The organism is Enterobacter sp. LU1 (genome assembly GCF_008271405.2).
Lineage (GTDB): Bacteria > Pseudomonadota > Gammaproteobacteria > Enterobacterales > Enterobacteriaceae > Enterobacter > Enterobacter hormaechei_C.
On the sequence record NZ_CP043438.2, the window covers coordinates 499,829 to 518,733 of the forward strand.

At 58.1% G+C, this 18,905-nt stretch carries 20 protein-coding genes; 17 read left to right on the forward strand and 3 right to left on the reverse strand.

Annotation, left to right across the window (positions count from 1 at the left end; genetic code table 11):
- Positions 1 to 140: 140 nt before the first annotated feature.
- From ytfQ to FZF21_RS02410, 5 genes are all read left to right on the forward strand, one after another.
- Positions 141 to 1,097 carry a galactofuranose ABC transporter substrate-binding protein YtfQ gene (gene ytfQ, locus FZF21_RS02390; protein ID WP_039271932.1) on the forward strand — a complete coding sequence of 319 codons (957 nt, stop codon included), beginning with the start codon at positions 141 to 143 and terminating at the stop codon, positions 1,095 to 1,097.
- 103 nt (positions 1,098 to 1,200) lie between these two features.
- On the forward strand, positions 1,201 to 2,703 hold the full coding sequence (gene ytfR / locus FZF21_RS02395; protein ID WP_017383923.1) for a galactofuranose ABC transporter, ATP-binding protein YtfR: 1,503 nt from the start codon (positions 1,201 to 1,203) through the stop codon (positions 2,701 to 2,703).
- A 10-nt stretch (positions 2,704 to 2,713) separates the two neighbouring features.
- Positions 2,714 to 3,739: a galactofuranose ABC transporter, ATP-binding protein YtfT gene (ytfT, locus tag FZF21_RS02400; protein WP_017383922.1), complete on the forward strand. Its 1,026-nt coding sequence runs from the start codon at positions 2,714 to 2,716 to the stop codon at positions 3,737 to 3,739.
- A complete protein-coding gene (gene yjfF / locus FZF21_RS02405; protein WP_017383921.1) occupies positions 3,726 to 4,727 on the forward strand; it encodes a galactofuranose ABC transporter, permease protein YjfF in 1,002 nt (333 codons plus the stop codon). Before ytfT ends, yjfF begins: the two co-directional genes overlap by 14 nt.
- Positions 4,728 to 4,820: 93 nt before the next feature.
- Entirely contained in the window at positions 4,821 to 6,389 is a 1,569-nt protein-coding gene (locus FZF21_RS02410) for a methyl-accepting chemotaxis protein (protein ID WP_015572503.1), read from the forward strand.
- Positions 6,390 to 6,426: 37 nt separating this feature from the next.
- On the opposite strand, the gene fbp is transcribed toward FZF21_RS02410, so the two are convergent.
- On the reverse strand, positions 6,427 to 7,425 hold the full coding sequence (fbp, locus tag FZF21_RS02415) for a class 1 fructose-bisphosphatase (protein ID WP_003856070.1): 999 nt from the start codon (positions 7,423 to 7,425) through the stop codon (positions 6,427 to 6,429).
- A 179-nt stretch (positions 7,426 to 7,604) separates the two neighbouring features.
- Here fbp and mpl point away from each other — a divergent pair, with 179 nt between their 5' ends.
- Positions 7,605 to 8,978, forward strand: a complete 1,374-nt coding sequence (gene mpl, locus FZF21_RS02420) for a UDP-N-acetylmuramate:L-alanyl-gamma-D-glutamyl-meso-diaminopimelate ligase (RefSeq protein WP_017694649.1) — start codon at positions 7,605 to 7,607, stop codon at positions 8,976 to 8,978.
- A 104-nt stretch (positions 8,979 to 9,082) separates the two neighbouring features.
- Here mpl and yjgA read toward each other — a convergent pair whose 3' ends face one another.
- Positions 9,083 to 9,634 carry a ribosome biogenesis factor YjgA gene (gene yjgA / locus FZF21_RS02425; RefSeq protein WP_003856072.1) on the reverse strand — a complete coding sequence of 184 codons (552 nt, stop codon included), beginning with the start codon at positions 9,632 to 9,634 and terminating at the stop codon, positions 9,083 to 9,085.
- Between the two features lie 95 nt (positions 9,635 to 9,729).
- Here yjgA and pmbA point away from each other — a divergent pair, with 95 nt between their 5' ends.
- Both pmbA and cybC read left to right on the forward strand, forming a co-directional pair.
- Complete coding sequence (gene pmbA, locus FZF21_RS02430; protein WP_015572506.1) at positions 9,730 to 11,082, forward strand: metalloprotease PmbA; 1,353 nt, start codon at positions 9,730 to 9,732, stop codon at positions 11,080 to 11,082.
- 43 nt (positions 11,083 to 11,125) lie between these two features.
- Entirely contained in the window at positions 11,126 to 11,512 is a 387-nt protein-coding gene (gene cybC / locus FZF21_RS02435) for a cytochrome b562 (protein ID WP_010427378.1), read from the forward strand.
- A 70-nt stretch (positions 11,513 to 11,582) separates the two neighbouring features.
- Here the strand turns inward: cybC and FZF21_RS02440 are convergent, their stop codons facing one another.
- The gene (locus tag FZF21_RS02440; RefSeq protein ID WP_017383916.1) at positions 11,583 to 11,738 is read right to left on the reverse strand and encodes a Hok/Gef family protein; all 156 of its coding nucleotides are present in this window, start codon (positions 11,736 to 11,738) and stop codon (positions 11,583 to 11,585) included.
- Positions 11,739 to 12,154: 416 nt separating this feature from the next.
- Here FZF21_RS02440 and FZF21_RS02445 point away from each other — a divergent pair, with 416 nt between their 5' ends.
- The 9 genes from FZF21_RS02445 (at position 12,155) to FZF21_RS02485 (ending at position 18,889) form a co-directional block, all read left to right on the forward strand.
- Positions 12,155 to 12,493, forward strand: a complete 339-nt coding sequence (locus FZF21_RS02445) for a PRD domain-containing protein (protein ID WP_026080657.1) — start codon at positions 12,155 to 12,157, stop codon at positions 12,491 to 12,493.
- 10 nt (positions 12,494 to 12,503) lie between these two features.
- Positions 12,504 to 12,866, forward strand: a complete 363-nt coding sequence (locus FZF21_RS02450; protein ID WP_006810339.1) for an SFCGS family glycine-rich protein — start codon at positions 12,504 to 12,506, stop codon at positions 12,864 to 12,866.
- A 2-nt stretch (positions 12,867 to 12,868) separates the two neighbouring features.
- A complete protein-coding gene (locus tag FZF21_RS02455) occupies positions 12,869 to 13,168 on the forward strand; it encodes a DUF4312 family protein (protein ID WP_006810338.1) in 300 nt (99 codons plus the stop codon).
- A 22-nt stretch (positions 13,169 to 13,190) separates the two neighbouring features.
- The gene (locus tag FZF21_RS02460; protein ID WP_006810337.1) at positions 13,191 to 13,967 is read left to right on the forward strand and encodes a DUF4311 domain-containing protein; all 777 of its coding nucleotides are present in this window, start codon (positions 13,191 to 13,193) and stop codon (positions 13,965 to 13,967) included.
- A gap of 13 nt (positions 13,968 to 13,980) precedes the next feature.
- Positions 13,981 to 14,622, forward strand: a complete 642-nt coding sequence (locus FZF21_RS02465) for a DUF4310 family protein (RefSeq protein WP_015572508.1) — start codon at positions 13,981 to 13,983, stop codon at positions 14,620 to 14,622.
- 42 nt (positions 14,623 to 14,664) lie between these two features.
- Positions 14,665 to 15,798: an amidohydrolase/deacetylase family metallohydrolase gene (locus FZF21_RS02470; RefSeq protein ID WP_017383915.1), complete on the forward strand. Its 1,134-nt coding sequence runs from the start codon at positions 14,665 to 14,667 to the stop codon at positions 15,796 to 15,798.
- Positions 15,782 to 16,900 carry a DgaE family pyridoxal phosphate-dependent ammonia lyase gene (locus tag FZF21_RS02475; RefSeq protein ID WP_063946191.1) on the forward strand — a complete coding sequence of 373 codons (1,119 nt, stop codon included), beginning with the start codon at positions 15,782 to 15,784 and terminating at the stop codon, positions 16,898 to 16,900. Before FZF21_RS02470 ends, FZF21_RS02475 begins: the two co-directional genes overlap by 17 nt.
- On the forward strand, positions 16,897 to 17,637 hold the full coding sequence (locus tag FZF21_RS02480) for a KDGP aldolase family protein (RefSeq protein ID WP_017694646.1): 741 nt from the start codon (positions 16,897 to 16,899) through the stop codon (positions 17,635 to 17,637). The genes FZF21_RS02475 and FZF21_RS02480 overlap by 4 nt, the downstream gene beginning before the upstream one ends.
- 115 nt (positions 17,638 to 17,752) lie before the next feature.
- Positions 17,753 to 18,889, forward strand: coding sequence for a lactonase family protein (locus tag FZF21_RS02485; protein ID WP_032103144.1), 1,137 nt, complete (start codon positions 17,753 to 17,755; stop codon positions 18,887 to 18,889).
- Positions 18,890 to 18,905: the final 16 nt, after the last annotated feature.

Here is an 18,905-nt window from a genome sequence, read left to right on the forward strand (position 1 = left end):
GCGATTACAAACTTGTGATTAACGTTTTATTCACTTTTCTGAAGTGTGATGTAACGCAATCCGTAACATATTCCATTGGCTATAGTTCATCCGCGGAACATCTTTTAACCAACAATAACCTACCCTACGAGGACGTTCATATGTGGAAGCGCTTACTTCTTGTTACAGCAGTTTCGGCAGCCATGTCGTCTATGGCGATGGCCGCACCCTTAACCGTTGGATTTTCGCAGGTCGGATCTGAATCTGGCTGGCGCGCCGCTGAAACGAATGTGGCGAAAAGTGAGGCCGAAAAGCGCGGTATTACGCTGAAAATCGCCGATGGTCAGCAAAAGCAAGAGAACCAGATTAAAGCGGTGCGCTCGTTTATCGCTCAGGGCGTGGATGCCATCTTTATTGCCCCGGTTGTCGCCACGGGCTGGGAGCCGGTGCTGAAGGAAGCCAAAGATGCTGAAATTCCGGTCTTCCTGCTCGACCGTTCCATCGACGTAAAAGACAAATCTCTCTATATGACCACCGTCACCGCCGATAACGTGCTGGAAGGCAAACTGATTGGTGACTGGCTGGTGAAGCAGGTGGATGGCAAGCCGTGTAACGTGGTTGAGTTGCAGGGCACCGTCGGGGCGAGCGTGGCTATCGACCGTAAGAAAGGTTTCGCGGAGGCCATCGGCAAAGCACCAAACATCAAAATCATCCGTTCTCAGTCCGGCGACTTCACCCGCAGCAAGGGTAAAGAGGTCATGGAAAGCTTTATCAAGGCAGAAAATAACGGCAAAAATATCTGCATGGTTTACGCCCACAACGACGACATGGTGATCGGCGCCATCCAGGCCATCAAAGAAGCGGGCCTGAAGCCGGGCAAAGATATCCTCACCGGCTCGATCGACGGCGTACCGGACATCTACAAAGCGATGATTGACGGCGAAGCGAACGCCAGCGTGGAGCTGACGCCAAATATGGCGGGCCCGGCATTCGATGCGCTGGAGAAATTCAAGAAGGACGGCACCCAGCCTGAGAAGTTGACCATCACCAAATCCACGCTCTACCTGCCGGACACGGCGAAAGAAGAGTTAGAGAAGAAGAAAAATATGGGCTACTGATCCAGTGAAATTGCCGGGTGGCGCTGCGCTTACCCGGCCTACGATACGCTCTTTTGTAGGCCGGATAAGCGTAGCGTCATCCGGCCTGATGCAGGGGGAAACCATGACCACCGAACAACACCAGGAAATCCTCCGCACAGAGGGCCTGAGTAAATTTTTCCCTGGCGTTAAGGCGCTGGATAACGTTGATTTCAGCCTGCGGCGTGGGGAGATCATGGCGTTGCTCGGCGAAAACGGGGCGGGGAAGTCGACGCTGATTAAAACCCTGACCGGGGTCTATCACGCCGATCGCGGCGCTATCTGGCTGGAAGGTAACGCCATTTCGCCCAAAAACACCGCGCATGCCCAGCAACTGGGGATCGGCACGGTCTACCAGGAAGTGAACCTGCTGCCAAACATGTCGGTAGCGGATAACCTGTTTATTGGCCGCGAACCCAGACGTTTTGGCCTGCTGCGCCGCAAAGAGATGGAAGCGCGCGCCGCGAAGCTGATGGAATCGTATGGCTTCTCTCTCGACGTGCGCGAACCACTGAACCGTTTTTCCGTAGCGATGCAGCAAATCGTCGCGATCTGTCGCGCTATCGATCTCTCGGCGAAAGTGCTGATCCTCGATGAACCCACCGCCAGCCTCGATACCCAGGAAGTGGAGATGCTTTTTACCCTGATGCGCCAGCTGCGTAATCAGGGCGTCAGCCTGATTTTCGTGACGCATTTCCTCGATCAGGTTTACGAGGTGAGCGACCGTATAACGGTGCTGCGCAACGGCAGCTTTGTCGGCTGCCGGGAAACCCGCGAGCTGCCGCAGATAGAGCTGGTCAAAATGATGCTGGGCCGCGAGCTCGAGACCAACGCGCTTCAGCGCGCGGGCCGTACGCTGCTGAGCGAAAAACCGATCGCCGCGTTTCACGATTACGGCAGAAAAGGGACCATCGCGCCGTTTAACCTCGAGGTACGCCCCGGTGAAATTGTGGGTCTGGCGGGGCTGTTAGGCTCCGGGCGCACCGAAACCGCCGAAGTCATCTTCGGGATCAAACCTGCCGACAGCGGAACGGCGCTGATCAAAGGCAAACCACAAACGCTACGTTCACCGCATCAGGCGTCGTGCCTCGGCGTGGGCTTCTGCCCGGAGGACAGGAAAACGGACGGGATTATTGCCGCCGCCTCGGTGCGGGAAAACATCATTCTGGCGCTACAGGCCCAGCGCGGCTGGCTGCGTCCGATCCCTAAGCGCGAGCAGAACGCGATTGCCGAGCGCTTCATCCGCCAGCTCGGTATACGTACCCCGAGCGCGGAACAGCCCATCGAGTTCCTCTCGGGCGGTAACCAGCAGAAGGTTCTCCTCTCGCGCTGGCTGCTCACCAAGCCGCAATTCCTGATCCTCGACGAGCCCACGCGCGGTATCGACGTGGGCGCGCACGCCGAAATCATCCGGCTTATCGAAACGCTCTGCGCCGACGGTCTGGCGCTGCTGGTGATCTCGTCCGAGCTGGAGGAGCTGGTCGGCTATGCCGATCGCGTCATCATCATGCGCGATCGCAGGCAGGTGGCAGAGATCCCGCTGGATAAACTGTCGGTACCGGCGATCATGAATGCCATCGCGGCGTAAGGAGTCAAATGTGATGTCCCGTTCTCTTTCGCAAACTGGCGAAGCGAAGCGCCGCTTCACCTGGCCGACCGGCACGCCGCAAATCGTGGCGCTGCTGCTGGTGCTGCTGGTGGATAGCCTGGTGGCTCCGCATTTCTTTCAGATCGTCGTGCAGGATGGCCGCCTGTTTGGTAGCCCGATCGACATCTTAAACCGTGCCGCGCCCGTGGCGCTGCTGGCGATTGGTATGACGCTGGTCATTGCCACCGGCGGGATCGACCTCTCCGTCGGTGCGGTAATGGCGATTGCGGGCGCCACCGCCGCCTCGATGACCGTCGCCGGGCACAGCCTGCCGGTGGTCCTGCTGGCCGCGCTGGGTTCCGGCGTGCTTGCCGGGCTGTGGAACGGCATTCTGGTTGCGGTGCTCAAGATCCAGCCGTTTGTCGCGACGTTGATTTTGATGGTGGCCGGGCGCGGTGTGGCGCAGCTTATCACCTCCGGTCAAATCGTCACCTTTAACTCCCCGAGCCTGGCGTGGATCGGCAGCGGTAATTTTCTGTTCTTCCCGACGCCGGTGATCGTCGCGCTGGTGACGCTGGTGGTGTTCTGGCTTTTCACCCGCAAAACGGCGCTCGGGATGTTCATCGAAGCGGTGGGGATTAACATTCGGGCCGCGAAAAACGCCGGGGTAAATACGCGGCTGATGGTGATGCTGACTTACGTGCTGAGCGGCGTCTGTGCTGCGATTGCCGGGGTGATCGTGGCCGCCGATATTCGCGGAGCGGATGCCAATAACGCCGGACTCTGGCTCGAGCTGGATGCGATCCTCGCGGTGGTTATCGGCGGTGGATCGCTGATGGGCGGACGTTTTAATCTGCTGCTCTCGGTGGTGGGGGCGTTGATTATTCAGGGTATGAATACCGGTATTTTGCTCTCCGGGTTCCAGCCGGAGCTGAATCAGGTCGTCAAAGCGGTCGTGGTGCTTATCGTACTTATCGTGCAGTCGCCGCGCTTTATCACTCTCATTAAGGGGAACCGCGGTCATGATAAAACGTAATTTGCCGTTAATGATCACGCTGGGCGTGTTCGTGCTGGGGTACCTCTATTGCCTGACCCAGTTCCCGGGCTTCGCCTCCACGCGGGTGATTTGCAACATCCTGACCGACAATGCCTTTTTAGGCATTATCGCCGTCGGCATGACGTTTGTGATCCTCTCCGGCGGGATCGACCTCTCCGTTGGGTCGGTGATCGCCTTTACCGGCGTGTTCCTTGCCAAGGCGATTGGCTTTTGGGGGATTTCGCCGCTGCTGGCTTTTCCGCTGGTGCTGGTCATGGGCTGCGCGTTCGGCGCCTTTATGGGGCTTTTGATCGATGCGCTGAAAATCCCGGCCTTTATCATCACCCTCGCCGGGATGTTCTTCCTGCGCGGCGTGAGCTATCTGGTGTCGGAGGAGTCAATTCCAATTAACCATCCGATCTACGACACGCTCTCCAGTCTGGCGTGGAAAATTCCCGGCGGGGGGCGCCTGAGCGCAATGGGGCTGCTGATGCTGGGCGTGGTGGTGATCGGGATCTTCCTCGCCCACCGTACCCGATTTGGTAACCAGGTTTATGCCATTGGCGGCAGCGCCACGTCCGCGAACCTGATGGGAATTTCCACGCGCAGCACGACTATTCGCATCTACATGCTTTCGACCGGGCTGGCCACCCTCGCGGGGATTGTATTCTCGGTTTATACCCAGGCAGGCTATGCCCTGGCGGGGGTGGGCGTTGAGCTGGACGCCATTGCCTCGGTAGTGATTGGCGGTACGCTGCTCAGCGGCGGAGTGGGGACAGTCCTCGGCACGCTGTTTGGCGTGGCGATCCAGGGGCTGATTCAGACCTATATCAACTTCGACGGCACGCTCAGCTCCTGGTGGACCAAAATCGCTATCGGCATTCTGCTGTTTATTTTTATCGCGCTCCAGCGCGGCCTGACGGTGCTGTGGGAGAACCGCCAGAGCTCGCCTGTTACCCGGGTGAATACATCTTTAACAGAGCGATAACATGCTGAAATTGCTTAAACTCTAAACATTTTCCGGTAGCGGCCGATATTCTTTTTTTATGCCCAGAAATATCTCGCTACCGGAAATAACATCATGCTTAAAACGCTATCGATTCGTACCGGCTTGCTCTCTTTACTGGCCGTTATGACCCTTCTGCTGCTGATTGTCAGCGGCATCGGCATTTATGCCCTTACACAAAGTTCCGCTTCTCTCCAGCGCATCAATCATCTTCAGGGTGAACAGATGGTGCAGCTGAATGCCGGCTATACGCTGATCCTGCGCGCGCGTAACGAAGCGGGGCAGGCCGTTCGCATGATGGAGGTCGGCCTGCTGGACGATGCGGCCAGGGCGGTCAAAACCATTAACCAGGAAGTGGCGCTGGCACAGAAAACGCTGAAGGACGTGATCGGCAGCGGCGTGGCGGATGAGCAGGGGCAAAAGCTGCTGGATAACGTTGCCGCGAGTCTGGCGGTGTACAACCAGCAGGGTATCAGCCCGATGCTGAAAGCCCTGAACGAGCAAAGCGCGGACAGCTATTACGATCTGCTGGAAAACAAGCTGGTCCCGGTGGCGAAGCAGTTTGATAACGATATGCAGGCGTTCCAGGCATGGAGCGAGGCGCGCGGTAAAGCGGAGGTGAGCGCTGTGCAGGCGAGTAAAACCCGCGTGCTGATCCTGATTATCGTCGCGGCGCTGCTGACGGCTGGCATTATCGTGCTGGCCTGGCTGGTGCTGCGCCATATGCTGCTCAAGCCGCTTTCAGCCTCGATTGCCCAGCTGGAACATGTGGCGGCCGGGGATTTAACCCATACCCTGAACGCGCCGGCGAGCCAAGAATTTAATCGCCTTAACGCGGCGATCGAAGGGATGCGCCAGTCGCTGATGGACTCGGTTCTGCGGGTGCGTGACGCCAGCTCGCAGATTGATACCGGCAGCCGCGAGCTGACGGCCGGGAATATGAACCTGGCCCAGCGCACGGAATCCACCGCCACCTCGCTGGAGCAGACGGCCGCCAGCATGGAAGAGATCACCGCCACGGTGAAACTTAACGCCGATAACGCCGAGCAGGCGCACCAGCTGGCGAAGTCGGTCTCCGATACCGCCGATCACGGCAGTGAAATGGTCTGTTATGTCATTGAGAAGATGCGCGACATCTCCGGCAGCTCGGCGCGCATCGCCGATATCCTGAGCGTCATCGACGGCATTGCCTTCCAGACCAATATCCTGGCGCTGAACGCCTCCGTTGAAGCGGCGCGTGCGGGTGAGCAAGGGCGAGGTTTTGCGGTCGTGGCGGGTGAGGTGCGTAATCTCGCCAGCCGCAGTGCTGATGCGGCGAAAGAGATCCGCTCGCTTATCAGCGATTCGCAAACCCACGTGAACGAGGGCAGCGAGCTGGCGCAGCAGGCCGGTGAGACGATGGACGAGATCGCCACCGAAGTACTGCGTATGACCAAACTGATGCGTGAAATTGCGACGGCTTCCCAGGAGCAGAGCCGCGGTATTGAGCAGGTGAATATCGCCGTCAATCAGATGGATGAAACGGCGCAGCAAAATGCGGCGCTGGTCCAGCAATCATCTGCGGCAACTCGTTCCCTGGAGGAACAGTCGCGCGAGCTGATGGAAGCGATGGCCTCCTTCAAGCTGACGATGCAAACGGCCTGAAAAAAAGGGGAGCCTGCCTGGCTCCCCTTTTCGTGCGTTACGCGTCCGGGAATTCGCGGATCATGCGTTCAACGTCATCCACCATATGGCGGTTGCCGACGAAGAATGAACGGCGCTGGTGCAGGCTTTCCGGCACGATATCCAGAATACGCTCTTTACCGTCGCTCGCCTTGCCGCCTGCCTGTTCGGCCAGGAATGCCATCGGGTTGCACTCGTACAGCAGACGCAGTTTTCCGTCCGGGTGGCTGGCGGTGCTTGGGTAGAGGTAAATACCGCCCTTCAGCAGGTTACGGTGGAAATCCGCCACCAGCGAGCCGATGTAGCGCGAGGTGTATGGGCGCTGGGTGGCTTTATCCTCTTCCTGGCAGAATTTGATGTACTTCTTCACGCCGTTCGGGAATTTGATGTAGTTGCCTTCGTTGATGGAGTAGGTGTTGCCCTTCTCCGGGAAGCGCATACGCTCCTGGCACAGGCAGAACACGCCCAGGGACGGATCGTAGGTAAAGGCGTGTACGCCGCAGCCGGTGGTGTACACCAGCATGGTGGACGAGCCATACACCACATAACCGGCAGCAACCTGTTTACTGCCCGGTTGCAGGAAGTCTTCTTCCGTCACCGGTGTGCCAACCGGCGTGACGCGACGGTAGATGGAGAAAATGGTACCGACAGAAACGTTAACGTCGATGTTGGAGGAGCCGTCCAGCGGATCCATCAGAACAACGTATTTCGCGTGTTCACACCCTTCGAATACGACGATCTCATCTTCTTCTTCAGAGGCGATACCCGCAACGATGTCGCGCGCGCGCAGTGCAGCTTTCAGTTTTTCATTGGCGAACAGGTCGAGTTTCTGCTGAACCTCACCCTGAACGTTCTCGGCACCGCTGGCACCCAGGATATCGACCAGACCGGCCTTGTTGATATCGCGGTGGATGATCTTAGCGCCCAGCTTTATTGCCGACAGCAAAGCAGTGAGCTCACCCGTAGCATGAGAGAACTCGTGCTGCTTCTCGACAATAAATTCACCTAACGTTTTCATAACACTTTCCCTGCATCTTATGTTGAGTAAAGCGGTTGATGTCCAACAATCTTAACAAACATTCAAATATTAGCGCAGAGGTGAATCGCGCCAGCAAAATACGGATTTACCTGAAATGCGTTTCACAGCCGCTGACATGTGAGTAAAATGTGCGCCACATTGAAGAAGGATAGTGACGTATGCGCATTCATATATTGGGGATTTGTGGCACTTTCATGGGCGGACTGGCAATGCTGGCGCGCTCGCTGGGCCATGAAGTGACAGGTTCGGACGCCAATGTGTATCCGCCGATGAGCACGCTGCTCGAGAAGCAGGGAATTTCTCTGATTCAGGGATATGACGCCAGCCAGCTGGAGCCGCAGCCGGATCTGGTGATCGTGGGTAACGCCATGACCCGTGGGAATCCATGCGTTGAAGCGGTGCTGGAACGCAATATCCCGTACATGTCTGGCCCGCAGTGGCTGCATGATTTTGTCCTGCGCGACCGCTGGGTTGTCGCCGTTGCCGGGACGCACGGCAAAACCACCACCGCCGGTATGGCGACCTGGATCCTCGAAGCCTGCGGCTACAAGCCGGGCTTCGTGATCGGCGGCGTACCGGGGAATTTCGACGTCTCCGCGCGTCTGGGCGACAGCCCGTTCTTTGTGATTGAAGCGGATGAATACGACTGCGCGTTCTTCGACAAGCGCTCCAAGTTCGTGCATTACTGCCCACGCACGCTGATCCTCAACAACCTTGAGTTCGATCACGCGGATATCTTTGACGACCTGAAAGCGATTCAGAAACAGTTCCACCATCTGGTGCGCATTGTTCCGGGTCAGGGCCGCATTATCCTGCCGGAGAACGACATCAACCTGAAGCAGACTATGGCGATGGGGTGCTGGAGCGAGCAGGAGCTGGTTGGCGAGCAGGGGCACTGGCAGGCGAAAAAGCTCAACGCGGATGCCTCCGAATGGGAAGTGCTGCTCGACGGTGAGAAAGTGGGCGAGGTGAAGTGGGGCCTGGTGGGCGAGCACAACATGCACAACGGCCTGATGGCGATCGCCGCGGCGCGTCACGTGGGCGTACTGCCTGCGGATGCCGCCAATGCGCTGGGCTCGTTTATCAACGCCCGTCGCCGTCTGGAGCTGCGCGGTGAAGCCCACGGCGTTACCGTGTATGACGATTTCGCGCACCACCCAACGGCCATTCTGGCGACGCTTGCCGCATTGCGTGGCAAAGTTGGCGGCACCGCGCGCATTCTGGCCGTGCTGGAACCGCGTTCGAACACCATGAAAATGGGCATCTGCAAAGACGATCTCGCACCGTCCTTAGGGCGTGCCGACGAGGTCTTCCTGCTGCAACCGCAGCATATTCCGTGGCAGGTGGCCGAAGTGGCAGACGCCTGCATTCAGCCGGCGCACTGGAGTGCGGACGTGGATGTCTTAGCGGATATGGTGGTGAAAGCCGCACAGCCTGGCGATCACATTCTGGTGATGAGCAACGGTGGGTTTGGTGGGATCCATCAGAAGCTGCTGGACGGTCTGGCGAAGAAAGCCGCGGCCGCAGAGTAAAAAAAGCCCGGTGGCGCTAGCGCTTACCGGGCCTACATTTTTTCGCACGACCTTGTAGGCCGGATAAGGCGTTTACGCCGCCATCCGGCGCAAACCCGCACAGATTACTCTTCGTTCTCAGACAGCTCGCGCAGATACTGGAAAATCAGGCGCGCAGACTTCGGCGGCTTATTCCCTTCTTTCTCTTTCTTCGCGTTGCGGATCAGCGATCGCAGCTGCTGGCGGTCGGCATTCGGCCACAGGTTCAGCACTTCAGGTACCGCGTCATCACCCTGCTCGATCAAACGATCGCGGATCTGCTCCAGCTTATGGAACAGCGCAACCTGCTGATTGTGGCGGTTTTTCAGTTTGTCCAGCGCCTGACGGATCGGCTCCACGTCGCGCTGACGCAGCAGTTTACCGATAAGCTGAAGCTGGCGGCGACGCCCTTCTTTCTTGATTTTCTGTGCCAGTTCAATGGCATCACGCAGATCCTGGTCGAGCGGGATCTTATCTAGCGCGTTTTTACCCAGTTCTACCATTTCTGCGCCAAGCTGTTTTAACTCTTCGGCGTCACGTTTAATTTCACTTTTACTGACCCAGATGATCTCATCATCTTCGTCTTCGATGTCATCACCGGGAACGTCGTCGAGCCAGTCTTCGGGCTGCTTAGTCATGTCAGGCTCCTTAAAAAAAGAGGCTAATGTTACCAGTTAAGACGCGCACTGAAAAACGGTTCTCTGTTAGACTTCACTTAACTCTCTCTTACAGTATGGCATTTGCGATGAAAGTAACCTCACAAGTTGAAGCGCAGCGTAAGATCCTGGAAGAAGCCGTCTCCACCGCGCTGACGCTCGCTTCAGGTAAATCAGATGGCGCCGAAGTGGCGGTCAGCAAAACCACCGGCATTAGCGTGAGCACCCGCTATGGCGAAGTGGAGAATGTAGAATTTAACAGCGATGGCGCGCTGGGAATCACGGTGTATCACCAGAATCGTAAAGGCAGCGCGTCGTCTACCGATCTGAGCCCGGATGCCATCGCCCGTACGGTGCAGGCGGCGCTGGATATCGCGCGTTACACCTCCCCGGACCCTTACGCTGGCGTGGCCGATAAAGAGCTGCTGGCGTTTGACGCGCCGGATCTCGATCTGTTCCATCCCGCGGAAGTGACGCCGGATGAAGCCATTGAGCTGGCCGCGCGAGCCGAGCAGGCCTCTTTGCAGGCTGACAAACGCATCACCAATACCGAAGGCGGCAGCTTTAACAGCCACTACGGCATTAAAGTGTTTGGTAACTCCCATGGCATGTTGCAGGGGTACTGCTCAACCCGCCACTCGCTTTCCAGCTGCGTCATCGCCGAAGAAAACGGCGATATGGAGCGTGATTACGCGTATACCATTGGCCGCGCGCTGGGAGATTTGCAGTCTCCGGAGTGGGTGGGAAAAGCGTGCGCCGAACGCACGCTGTCACGCCTTTCGCCGCGTAAACTCTCCACCATGAAAGCGCCGGTCATTTTTGCCAACGAAGTGGCAACCGGCCTGTTTGGTCATCTGGTGGGAGCGATTGCGGGCGGTTCGGTGTACCGTAAATCGACCTTCCTGCTCGACTCGCTGGGCAAGCAGATCCTGCCGGAATGGCTGACCATCGAAGAGCACCCACACCTGCTGAAAGGGCTGGCCTCTACGCCGTTCGACAGCGAAGGCGTGCGCACGGAACGTCGTGATATCGTGAAAGACGGCATTCTGACCCAGTGGCTGCTGACCAACTACTCCGCGCGTAAGCTGGGGCTGAAAAGCACCGGGCACGCGGGCGGCATTCATAACTGGCGCATTGCCGGACAGGGCCTGAATTTTGAACAGATGCTGAAAGAGATGGGCACCGGCCTGGTGGTCACCGAGCTGATGGGGCAGGGCGTGAGCGGTATTACCGGCGACTACTCTCGCGGTGCAGCGGGCTTCTGGGTCGAAAACGGTGAAATTCAGTATCCGGTGAGCGAAATCACCATCGCCGGCAACCTGAAGGACATGTGGCGCAATATTGTTACGGTCGGTAACGATATTGAAACACGCAGCAATATTCAGTGTGGTTCTGTATTACTGCCGGAGATGAAAATCGCCGGGCAATAATCCCCGTAAAAGATTGATTAATAATAAAAAAAGGAAGTGAGCAATGCGTAAACACCTGTTAGCGATCGTCGCGGCTTCAACGCTGGTTCTTGGCTCGTCTGCGTTTGCTGCCGATCTCGAAGACAACATGGACATCCTCAGTGAAAACCTGAAGGTGGTGCAGAAAACGGACAATGCGGCGGACATGAAAGACGCATTGACTAAAATGCGTGAAGCCGCGCTGGATGCGCAAAAAGCGACGCCGCCGAAGCTGGAAAGCAAAGCGGCAGACAGCGCCGAGATGAAAGACTACCGCCACGGTTTTGACGTGCTGGTCGGCCAGATTGACGGCGCGCTGAAGCTGGCGAACGAAGGCAAAGTGAAAGAAGCCCAGGCGGCAGCCGATCAGTTTGTCGCGACCCGCAACACGTACCACAAAAAGTATCGTTAATTGGGTGCCTGAGCTGTACGTCCTCTCCCCGTATGCGGAGGCGCATTATGCGCCCCCGCATCGTTGTTCCCTACTTGCCGGAGCGACAATCCATCCGCGCTGTCACTTCAAGCGAGCCGTTACGAAAACGGATCTCGCACAGTGTTTTCCTCGTCACCAGCGTTAAGATGATTATTGTCAAAGAAATAATCATCAAAACCCCGATACTTGGGTTTCTGCGTTTCATGGATGCCTCCTTGCTTTAAAGCGGGCGAGGTAGCGAACTCCACGGTGTGACGTGTCGTTTCGAGCCCCCGCCCTGATTTTTTATCAGGCGGGGCTTTCCACTTTCCGTCCCATGCCTGAGACGGTCAGTCTCAAGCACCCGCCGCCACTCTAGCGGATCCCCATAAGAAAACCTTATCCACGTCACATTTCTACGAGCCTGCTCGTAATCTTTTCCACTCCGCTTACCAGTCTAATGCCGCGTAATAGCGTGATATTCATCACGTAAATCCAGCGATTTATACAGATTCACCGCATTTATGTGGCACAGATCACTGCCGCTGCTCGCCTTTCCACTTCGAAGTGGAAAACAACTCGCTACAAACAATTCCCCCTCGACGTTAGTTTTATTCCAGAGCCATTAACGGGGTAAGACGAGTGATTAACGGAGCGGTAATGAACGACGTTGGGGAACAGGCGGTGCAAACAGAACAGCTCGCGAACACCATGCTTCAGCAGGTCTACGCCCTGCTGGCCCGGCACAACATCATTCCCAACGCGGTACAGGAGCAGATGCTGACCTCCCACGTTCGCGCAATGGCGCACCGGTCCGTGACCGGCGAGCCGCTGCCAGAGGTTGAAGCAGAGCTGTTTGACGAAATTTCACCAGATTCAATGCAACTCGCCCGTGAAGTGGTGGCGCAGTTCGGCAACCTTCCTGATGAAGAGGCCTGGCTGCTCTCCGTTCACTTCGAAGTCGCGAAAGACAACCTTTAAGGAGCAACACATGGAACAGATTACAGTCGTGATTGGCGATCGCCTGGGTAAAGGTCAGAAAGTGGCTGCGGGTGTGGAAAAAGCCGGCGGACGCGCGGTTGTCGTACCGGGCATGGCAGCGGATATGAAGCTCGGTGACGTGATGAAAGCAGAAAACGCCACCTTCGGGATCTCCTTCTGCGGCAGCGGCGGCGCGGGCGCCATCACCGCTCAGACCAAATATGGCTACAAGGCCAAATACGGCATGCGCTCCGTGGATGAGGGGGTGACCGCCATCAACGAAGGCTGCAACGTGCTGGGCTTTGGCTTTATGGATAAAGAAGAGCTGGGCGAGCGTCTGGTACAGGCGTGGCAGAAGAAATACGGCGCGTAAGCATGAAAGAACAGTTCACAACCACGGTGAGAGTGAAGGGGAAGGGCGACGCCAAAGCGCGCGCCTTTGCCGACGCTCTCAACCACGTTCAGGCTGCGGTGATGAAAGCCTCACCGCATATCTTACTGCGTATTGAGCCACAGGATGTGCAGGTTGTTCAGGCGCAAGAAGCGGTGCGAAAAGAAGCGTTTCTGTTCTTCTTTTTGCGCCGGGAAAGACGCACCTACAGCGTGGAGCTGGATGTGACCGTCAACGTGACCGCCATCAATCTCGACCAGGTGGATTTCGTCACGCAACGCTGATTATTCATAAAAGGGCAGACTGATGTTCTTAATTATATTAATAAAATCGCTCATCATTGGCGGCCTGGTTGGCGTCGGTGTTGGCGCCGGGGCTGCACGCATGTTTCATGCGCCTACCACTCAGGGTATGGGCGCGTTTCGTACGTTGGGGGAACTGAACTCCTGCGAAGGGGATCCGGCGTCCCACTTCTCCTTTGGGTTAGGTTTCTTCTTTAACGCCTGGGCCTCTTCCGTGGCCGCAGGTGCCTTCACACAGGACGTTGACCACCGCATCATCCCGAACTGGGGTGCTGCTGCACTGATGATTAAAAACCGTAACGTCGGTGAAACGCTGCATGACCCGCGCAAAATGGCGATTGCCTGCGGCATCATCGGCATGATTGTCGTGACCTTCCTTAACCTGACCGCCTCCTCCGTTCCGGCAGCGCTTCAGGTGACCGCCGTGAAGGTGCTGGTACCGGCGGCGAACCTGCTGGTCAACACCGTGATGCCGGTGATCTTCTGGCTGGCGGCCATCGACGCGGGTAAAAAATCGGGCTTCTGGGCCACCATCTTTGGCGGCGCGGCACAGCTGATCATGGGTAACGCCGTACCGGGTCTGGTACTGGGTATTCTGATTGGTAAAGGTGTTGAAGAGAGTGGCTGGAACCACGTCACCAAAGTGATGATGGCGGCGATCGTTCTGCTCTTTGTGCTGAGCGGCTTCTTCCGCGGCTTCGACATGAAGATGATCGAATCCTTCCATCTGACCGTGCCGAACTGGCTCGACATGATCCACAACTCGCTCAGCGGTAAATAACAGGAGCCTCTAAATGGAACAGAATAAAGGTTTTTGGTATGCCGACTGGTCGTTCCCGATCTTCGTTGGCCTGCTCTCCTCCGGCGTTTTTGCCGGGACGCACATGTACTACCTCTACGGCATCGGCGCGTTTAACGAAGTGGCCTTCGTGGCGATGCTGAAAGCGGGAATCGATACCGGCGTCTACGGCGCGGTGGCGGCGTTCGGTGCTAGCTTCCTGTTCGCCCGTATTATCGAAGGCTCGCTGGTGGGTATTCTCGATATCGGCGGCGCGATCCAGACCGGCGTGGGCCTCGGCGTTCCGGCGCTGCTGCTGGGCGCGGGCATCATGTTCCCGGTGACCAACTTCATTGCCGCGCTGATTACCGGCCTGGTGATTGGCCTGGCGATTGGCTACGTCATCATCCTGGCGCGTAAGTTCACCATCAATCAGAGCAACTCCACCTACGGCGCAGACGTGATGATGGGCGCGGGTAACGCCTCCGGCCGCTTCCTCGGGCCGTTGATTATCCTCAGCGCCATGACCGCCTCCATTCCAATCGGCGTCGGTTCCCTGGTAGGCGCGCTGCTGTTCTACATCTGGCAGAAGCCGATTACCGGTGGCGCCATCCTCGGCGCAATGATTTTGGGCTGGCTGTTCCCGGTCGCCCTTTAATACCCGCGGGCGCTTCGGTGCCCGCTTTATCAGGAGATCCTCATGTTTGATTTACTCCTGCGCCGTGCGCGCCTCGCCGACGATACCCTGACCGATATCGCCATCCAGGACGGGAAGATTGCCGCGACAGGCGACATTGACGCTCCCGCCCGCAAAACGGTTGAGCTGAACGGCGACGTGTTCGTCAGCGCGGGCTGGATTGACTCCCACGTCCACTGCTACCCGAACTCCCCGATTTACCACGACGAGCCGGACAGCGTGGGCATTGCCACCGGCGTCACCACCGTGGTGGACGCGGGCAGTACCGGAGCCGACGACGTGGACGATTTTTACGCCATCACCCGCAAAGCCTCCACCGAGGTGTTTGCCCTGCTGAACATCTCCCGCGTGGGGCTGATCGCCCAGAACGAGCTGGCCAACATGGCGAATATTGACGCCGATGCGGTGAAGCAGGCGGTGACGCGCCACCCGGATTTTATCGTTGGCCTGAAGGCGCGCATGAGCAGCAGCGTGGTCGGTGAAAACGGCATCACCCCGCTGGAGCGCGCGAAAGCGATTCAGAAAGAGAACGGCGACCTGCCGCTGATGGTGCACATCGGCAACAACCCGCCGAACCTCGATGAGATTGCCGAACTGCTGAGCTCCGGCGACATCATCACCCACTGCTACAACGGCAAGCCTAACCGCATTCTGACGCCCTCCGGCGAGCTGCGCGCCTCCATTACGTCTGCGCTGAAGCGCGGCGTGCGCCTGGACGTCGGCCACGGCACGGCGAGCTTCAGCTTTGAAGTGGCGAAGCGCGCCATTGCGATGGGCATTCTGCCGCATACCATCAGCTCGGATATTTACTGCCGCAACCGCATCAACGGCCCGGTCGGCTCGCTGGCGAGCGTGATGTCGAAATTCCTCGCCATCGGCATGTCATTGCCGCAGGTGATTGACTGTGTCACGGCCAACGCCGCCGACGGCCTGCGCCTGACGCGCAAAGGCCGCATTCAGCCTGGCCTCGACGCCGATCTGACGCTGTTTACGCTCAAGCGCCAGCCGACGGTGCTGACGGATGCCGAAAACGACAGCCTACAGGCTGAACACATTCTGATGCCGCTTGCCGCGATCCGCGCGGGCAAGGGCTACATGACCGAACAAGGGAGCACGGAACATGCCTTCGATTTATGAGAAGTACAACTTAAAGCAGGTTATCAACACCTCTGGCCGCATGACGGCGCTGGGTGTCTCCACGCCGCGCCCGGAAGTGGTGCAGGCGGCGATCGACGGCATGAATCACTATTTCGAGATGAAGGATCTGGTCAATAAAACCGGGGAATACATCGCGAAGCTGCTGGAGGTGGAAGGGGCGACGGTGGTCTCCTGCGCGTCGGCGGGCATTGCCCAGTCCGTGGCGGCGGTGCTGGTGAAAGACAGCGACTGGCTGCTGGAAAACCTGCACGTCACACCGATTGAAAACAACGAAATCGTCCTGCCGAAAGGCCACAACGTGAACTTTGGCGCGCCGGTGGGCACCATGGTGGCGCTGGGCGGCGGCAAGCTGGTGGAGGCGGGCTACGCCAACGAATGCTCTGCCGATCAGCTGGCGGCGGCGATCACTCCGCGCACGGCGGCGATCCTCTACATCAAATCGCACCACTGCGTGCAGAAAAGCATGCTCAGCGTCGAGCAGGCGGCGGTCGTGGCGCGCAAGCACGATCTCCCGCTGATCGTCGATGCGGCGGCGGAAGAAGATCTGCACGCCTACTACCGCTCCGGTGCCGATCTGGTGATCTACAGCGGCGCGAAGGCGATCGAAGGGCCAACCAGCGGGCTGGTGATCGGCAAAACCCAGTACGTTGAGTGGGTGAAGCGCCAGACGGCGGGCATTGGTCGCGCGATGAAAGTGGGCAAAGAGGGTATCCTGGGCCTGACCTGCGCCATCGAACACTACCTGACGGCGACCAAAGAGAGCGGGGCCGAGATGGTGGCGAAGATGACGCCGTTTATCGACGCGTTGAACACCCTGAACGGCGTGACCGCGCGCGTGGTCTGGGACAGCGCCGGGCGTGACATCGCCCGCACCGAGATTAAGTTTGACGAAGCCACCACCGGCGTCGGCACCGGTGAACTGGTGAACGCGCTGAAACAGGGCGAATACGCCATTTACTTCCGTGGCTATAAGGCCAACGAAGGGATTATCGAGGCGGACGTGCGCAGCGTGAATGCTGACCAGCTGAACATCGTGTACCGCCGCATTAGCGAAGTATTAGGACAGGAGAAAAAAGCATGAAACTGACCCCCAACTTTTACCGTGACCGCGTCTGCCTGAACGTGCTGGCAGGCTCAAAGGCCAACGCCAGCGCCATTTACGAGGCGGCGGAAGGTCATGTGCTGGTGGGCGTGCTCTCCAAAAATTACCCGGACGTGGCGAGCGCGGTTGCGGACATGCGCGAATACGCAGCCCTGATTGATAATGCGCTCTCCGTGGGGCTGGGCGCGGGCGACCCGAACCAGTCAGCGATGGTGAGTGAAATCTCCCGCCAGGTGCAGCCGCAGCACGTTAACCAGGTCTTTACCGGCGTGGCCACCAGCCGCGCGCTGCTGGGGCAGAATGAGTCCGTGGTCAACGGTCTGGTCTCCCCGACCGGCACCGTCGGCATGGTGAAAATCTCCACCGGCCCGCTGAGCAGCAAAGCGCCGGACGGCATAGTGCCGGTTGAAACCGCTATCGCCCTGCTGAAAGATTTCGGCGGCAGCTCCATCAAGTACTTCCCGATGGGCGGCCTGAAATGCCGTGACGAATACCAGGCGGTGGCGGAAGCCTGCGCCCGTCACGACTTCTGGCTGGAGCCGACCGGGGGAATCGATCTGGAGAACTTCGAGGCGATCTTGCAGATCGCCCTGGATGCGGGCGTGAGCAAAATCATCCCGCATATCTACAGCTCGATTATCGATAAAGCCAGCGGTGATACGCGTCCGGAAGATGTGCGTACGCTGCTGGCGATGACGAAGAAGCTGGTTAAGTAGAACCTGCCCCTCACCCTAACCCTCTCCCACCGGGAGAGGGAACCTTTACCCCCTCTCCCTTTGGGAGAGGGCTGGGGTGAGGGGAAACAAACCGCACACACCCGAAGGAGCCACCATGCACACCCGTACCCTGCTTGTCGCTTCACTCTCTTTACTTGCTACCTCTGCAATCGCTCAAACCCAGTACGCCTGGGTGGGTACCTATAATCCGAACGGTGAAGGGCTGTACCGCTTTACCGTCGATCCGCAAACCGGTGCGCTGAACGATAAAACACTGGTGAGCAAACTGCCGAACGCCGCGCAGTTAACCGTCTCACACGACGGCAAAACGCTGTATCTGGCAAGCGAAGTGGAGCAGGGCGTGGTGCAGGCGCTGCGCATCGGTGATAACGGCGCGCTGAGCGAGCTGAATCAGGTGTCCTCCGGCGGCGCGGGGCCGGTGTATCTTTCCCTGACGCCGAACGGCAAACATCTGCTGGTGGCAAACTACGTCAGCGGAACTGTCGCGGTGCTGCCCGTTAACGCAGACGGCAGCCTGGGCGATGCTACGGACACCCATCAGGACAAAGGCGAACCGGGCGCGGCGAAGCCGGAAGCTGCCGTCGAGGGCAGTTTCGCCATCAGCGATCATAACGGCCCACATGCGCACATGATCGCCGCCGATCCGGACGGGAAATACGTTTTTTCCACCGATCTGGGGCTGGATCGCATCTATCAGTACCGTTTTGACGATCAAACCGGGAAGCTGACTCCTAACGATCCGCCATTTATCAGCGCCTCCTCAAAAGGGGCCGGGCCGCGCCACTTCGTCTTTACGCCGAAAGGCGATGCCCTGTGGCTGATTAACGAAGAGGCGTCTACGCTCACCCATTATGCGCTGGACAGTAATGGCAGGCTGAAAGAGGGTAAAACGGTTTCAGCCCTGCCGGACGGTTATAAAGGCACCAGTTTTGCTGCCGGGCTGGCGCTAAGCGCCGACGGGAAACAGCTGTATGTCGCTAACCGTTTGCATAACAGCATCGGGCACTTTACCGTAACGGCGGAGGGTACGCTGACGCATCAGGATGATGTCTGGACGCGCGGCGACTATCCGCGCACCCTGACGCTCGATAAGCAGGGTCGCTGGCTGTACGTCATGAACCAGCGCAGCGACAACATTACCCGTTTCCGCGTGGCGCCGGACGGCAAGCTGAGCGCCGAGCCAGACTATACCCCGGTCGGCAGCCCATCCCAGATGGTCATTTCACCCTGAGCAGTAAGAGGACAAC

Bases quoted from the DNA above. Each gene is read 5' to 3' on its own strand.
- FZF21_RS02475 (WP_063946191.1), top strand. From the start codon at position 15,782: ATGCCTTCGATTTATGAGAAGTACAACTTAAAGCAGGTTATCAACACC.
- FZF21_RS02465 (WP_015572508.1), top strand. From the start codon at position 13,981: ATGGAACAGAATAAAGGTTTTTGGTATGCCGACTGGTCGTTCCCGATC.
- FZF21_RS02455 (WP_006810338.1), top strand. From the start codon at position 12,869: ATGAAAGAACAGTTCACAACCACGGTGAGAGTGAAGGGGAAGGGCGAC.
- yjfF (WP_017383921.1), top strand. From the start codon at position 3,726: ATGATAAAACGTAATTTGCCGTTAATGATCACGCTGGGCGTGTTCGTG.
- FZF21_RS02470 (WP_017383915.1), top strand. From the start codon at position 14,665: ATGTTTGATTTACTCCTGCGCCGTGCGCGCCTCGCCGACGATACCCTG.
- FZF21_RS02460 (WP_006810337.1), top strand. From the start codon at position 13,191: ATGTTCTTAATTATATTAATAAAATCGCTCATCATTGGCGGCCTGGTT.
- mpl (WP_017694649.1), top strand. From the start codon at position 7,605: ATGCGCATTCATATATTGGGGATTTGTGGCACTTTCATGGGCGGACTG.
- cybC (WP_010427378.1), top strand. From the start codon at position 11,126: ATGCGTAAACACCTGTTAGCGATCGTCGCGGCTTCAACGCTGGTTCTT.
- FZF21_RS02450 (WP_006810339.1), top strand. From the start codon at position 12,504: ATGGAACAGATTACAGTCGTGATTGGCGATCGCCTGGGTAAAGGTCAG.
- ytfR (WP_017383923.1), top strand. From the start codon at position 1,201: ATGACCACCGAACAACACCAGGAAATCCTCCGCACAGAGGGCCTGAGT.
- pmbA (WP_015572506.1), top strand. From the start codon at position 9,730: ATGGCATTTGCGATGAAAGTAACCTCACAAGTTGAAGCGCAGCGTAAG.
- FZF21_RS02440 (WP_017383916.1), bottom strand. From the start codon at position 11,738: ATGAAACGCAGAAACCCAAGTATCGGGGTTTTGATGATTATTTCTTTG.
- FZF21_RS02485 (WP_032103144.1), top strand. From the start codon at position 17,753: ATGCACACCCGTACCCTGCTTGTCGCTTCACTCTCTTTACTTGCTACC.
- FZF21_RS02480 (WP_017694646.1), top strand. From the start codon at position 16,897: ATGAAACTGACCCCCAACTTTTACCGTGACCGCGTCTGCCTGAACGTG.
- FZF21_RS02410 (WP_015572503.1), top strand. From the start codon at position 4,821: ATGCTTAAAACGCTATCGATTCGTACCGGCTTGCTCTCTTTACTGGCC.
- yjgA (WP_003856072.1), bottom strand. From the start codon at position 9,634: ATGACTAAGCAGCCCGAAGACTGGCTCGACGACGTTCCCGGTGATGAC.
- fbp (WP_003856070.1), bottom strand. From the start codon at position 7,425: ATGAAAACGTTAGGTGAATTTATTGTCGAGAAGCAGCACGAGTTCTCT.
- ytfQ (WP_039271932.1), top strand. From the start codon at position 141: ATGTGGAAGCGCTTACTTCTTGTTACAGCAGTTTCGGCAGCCATGTCG.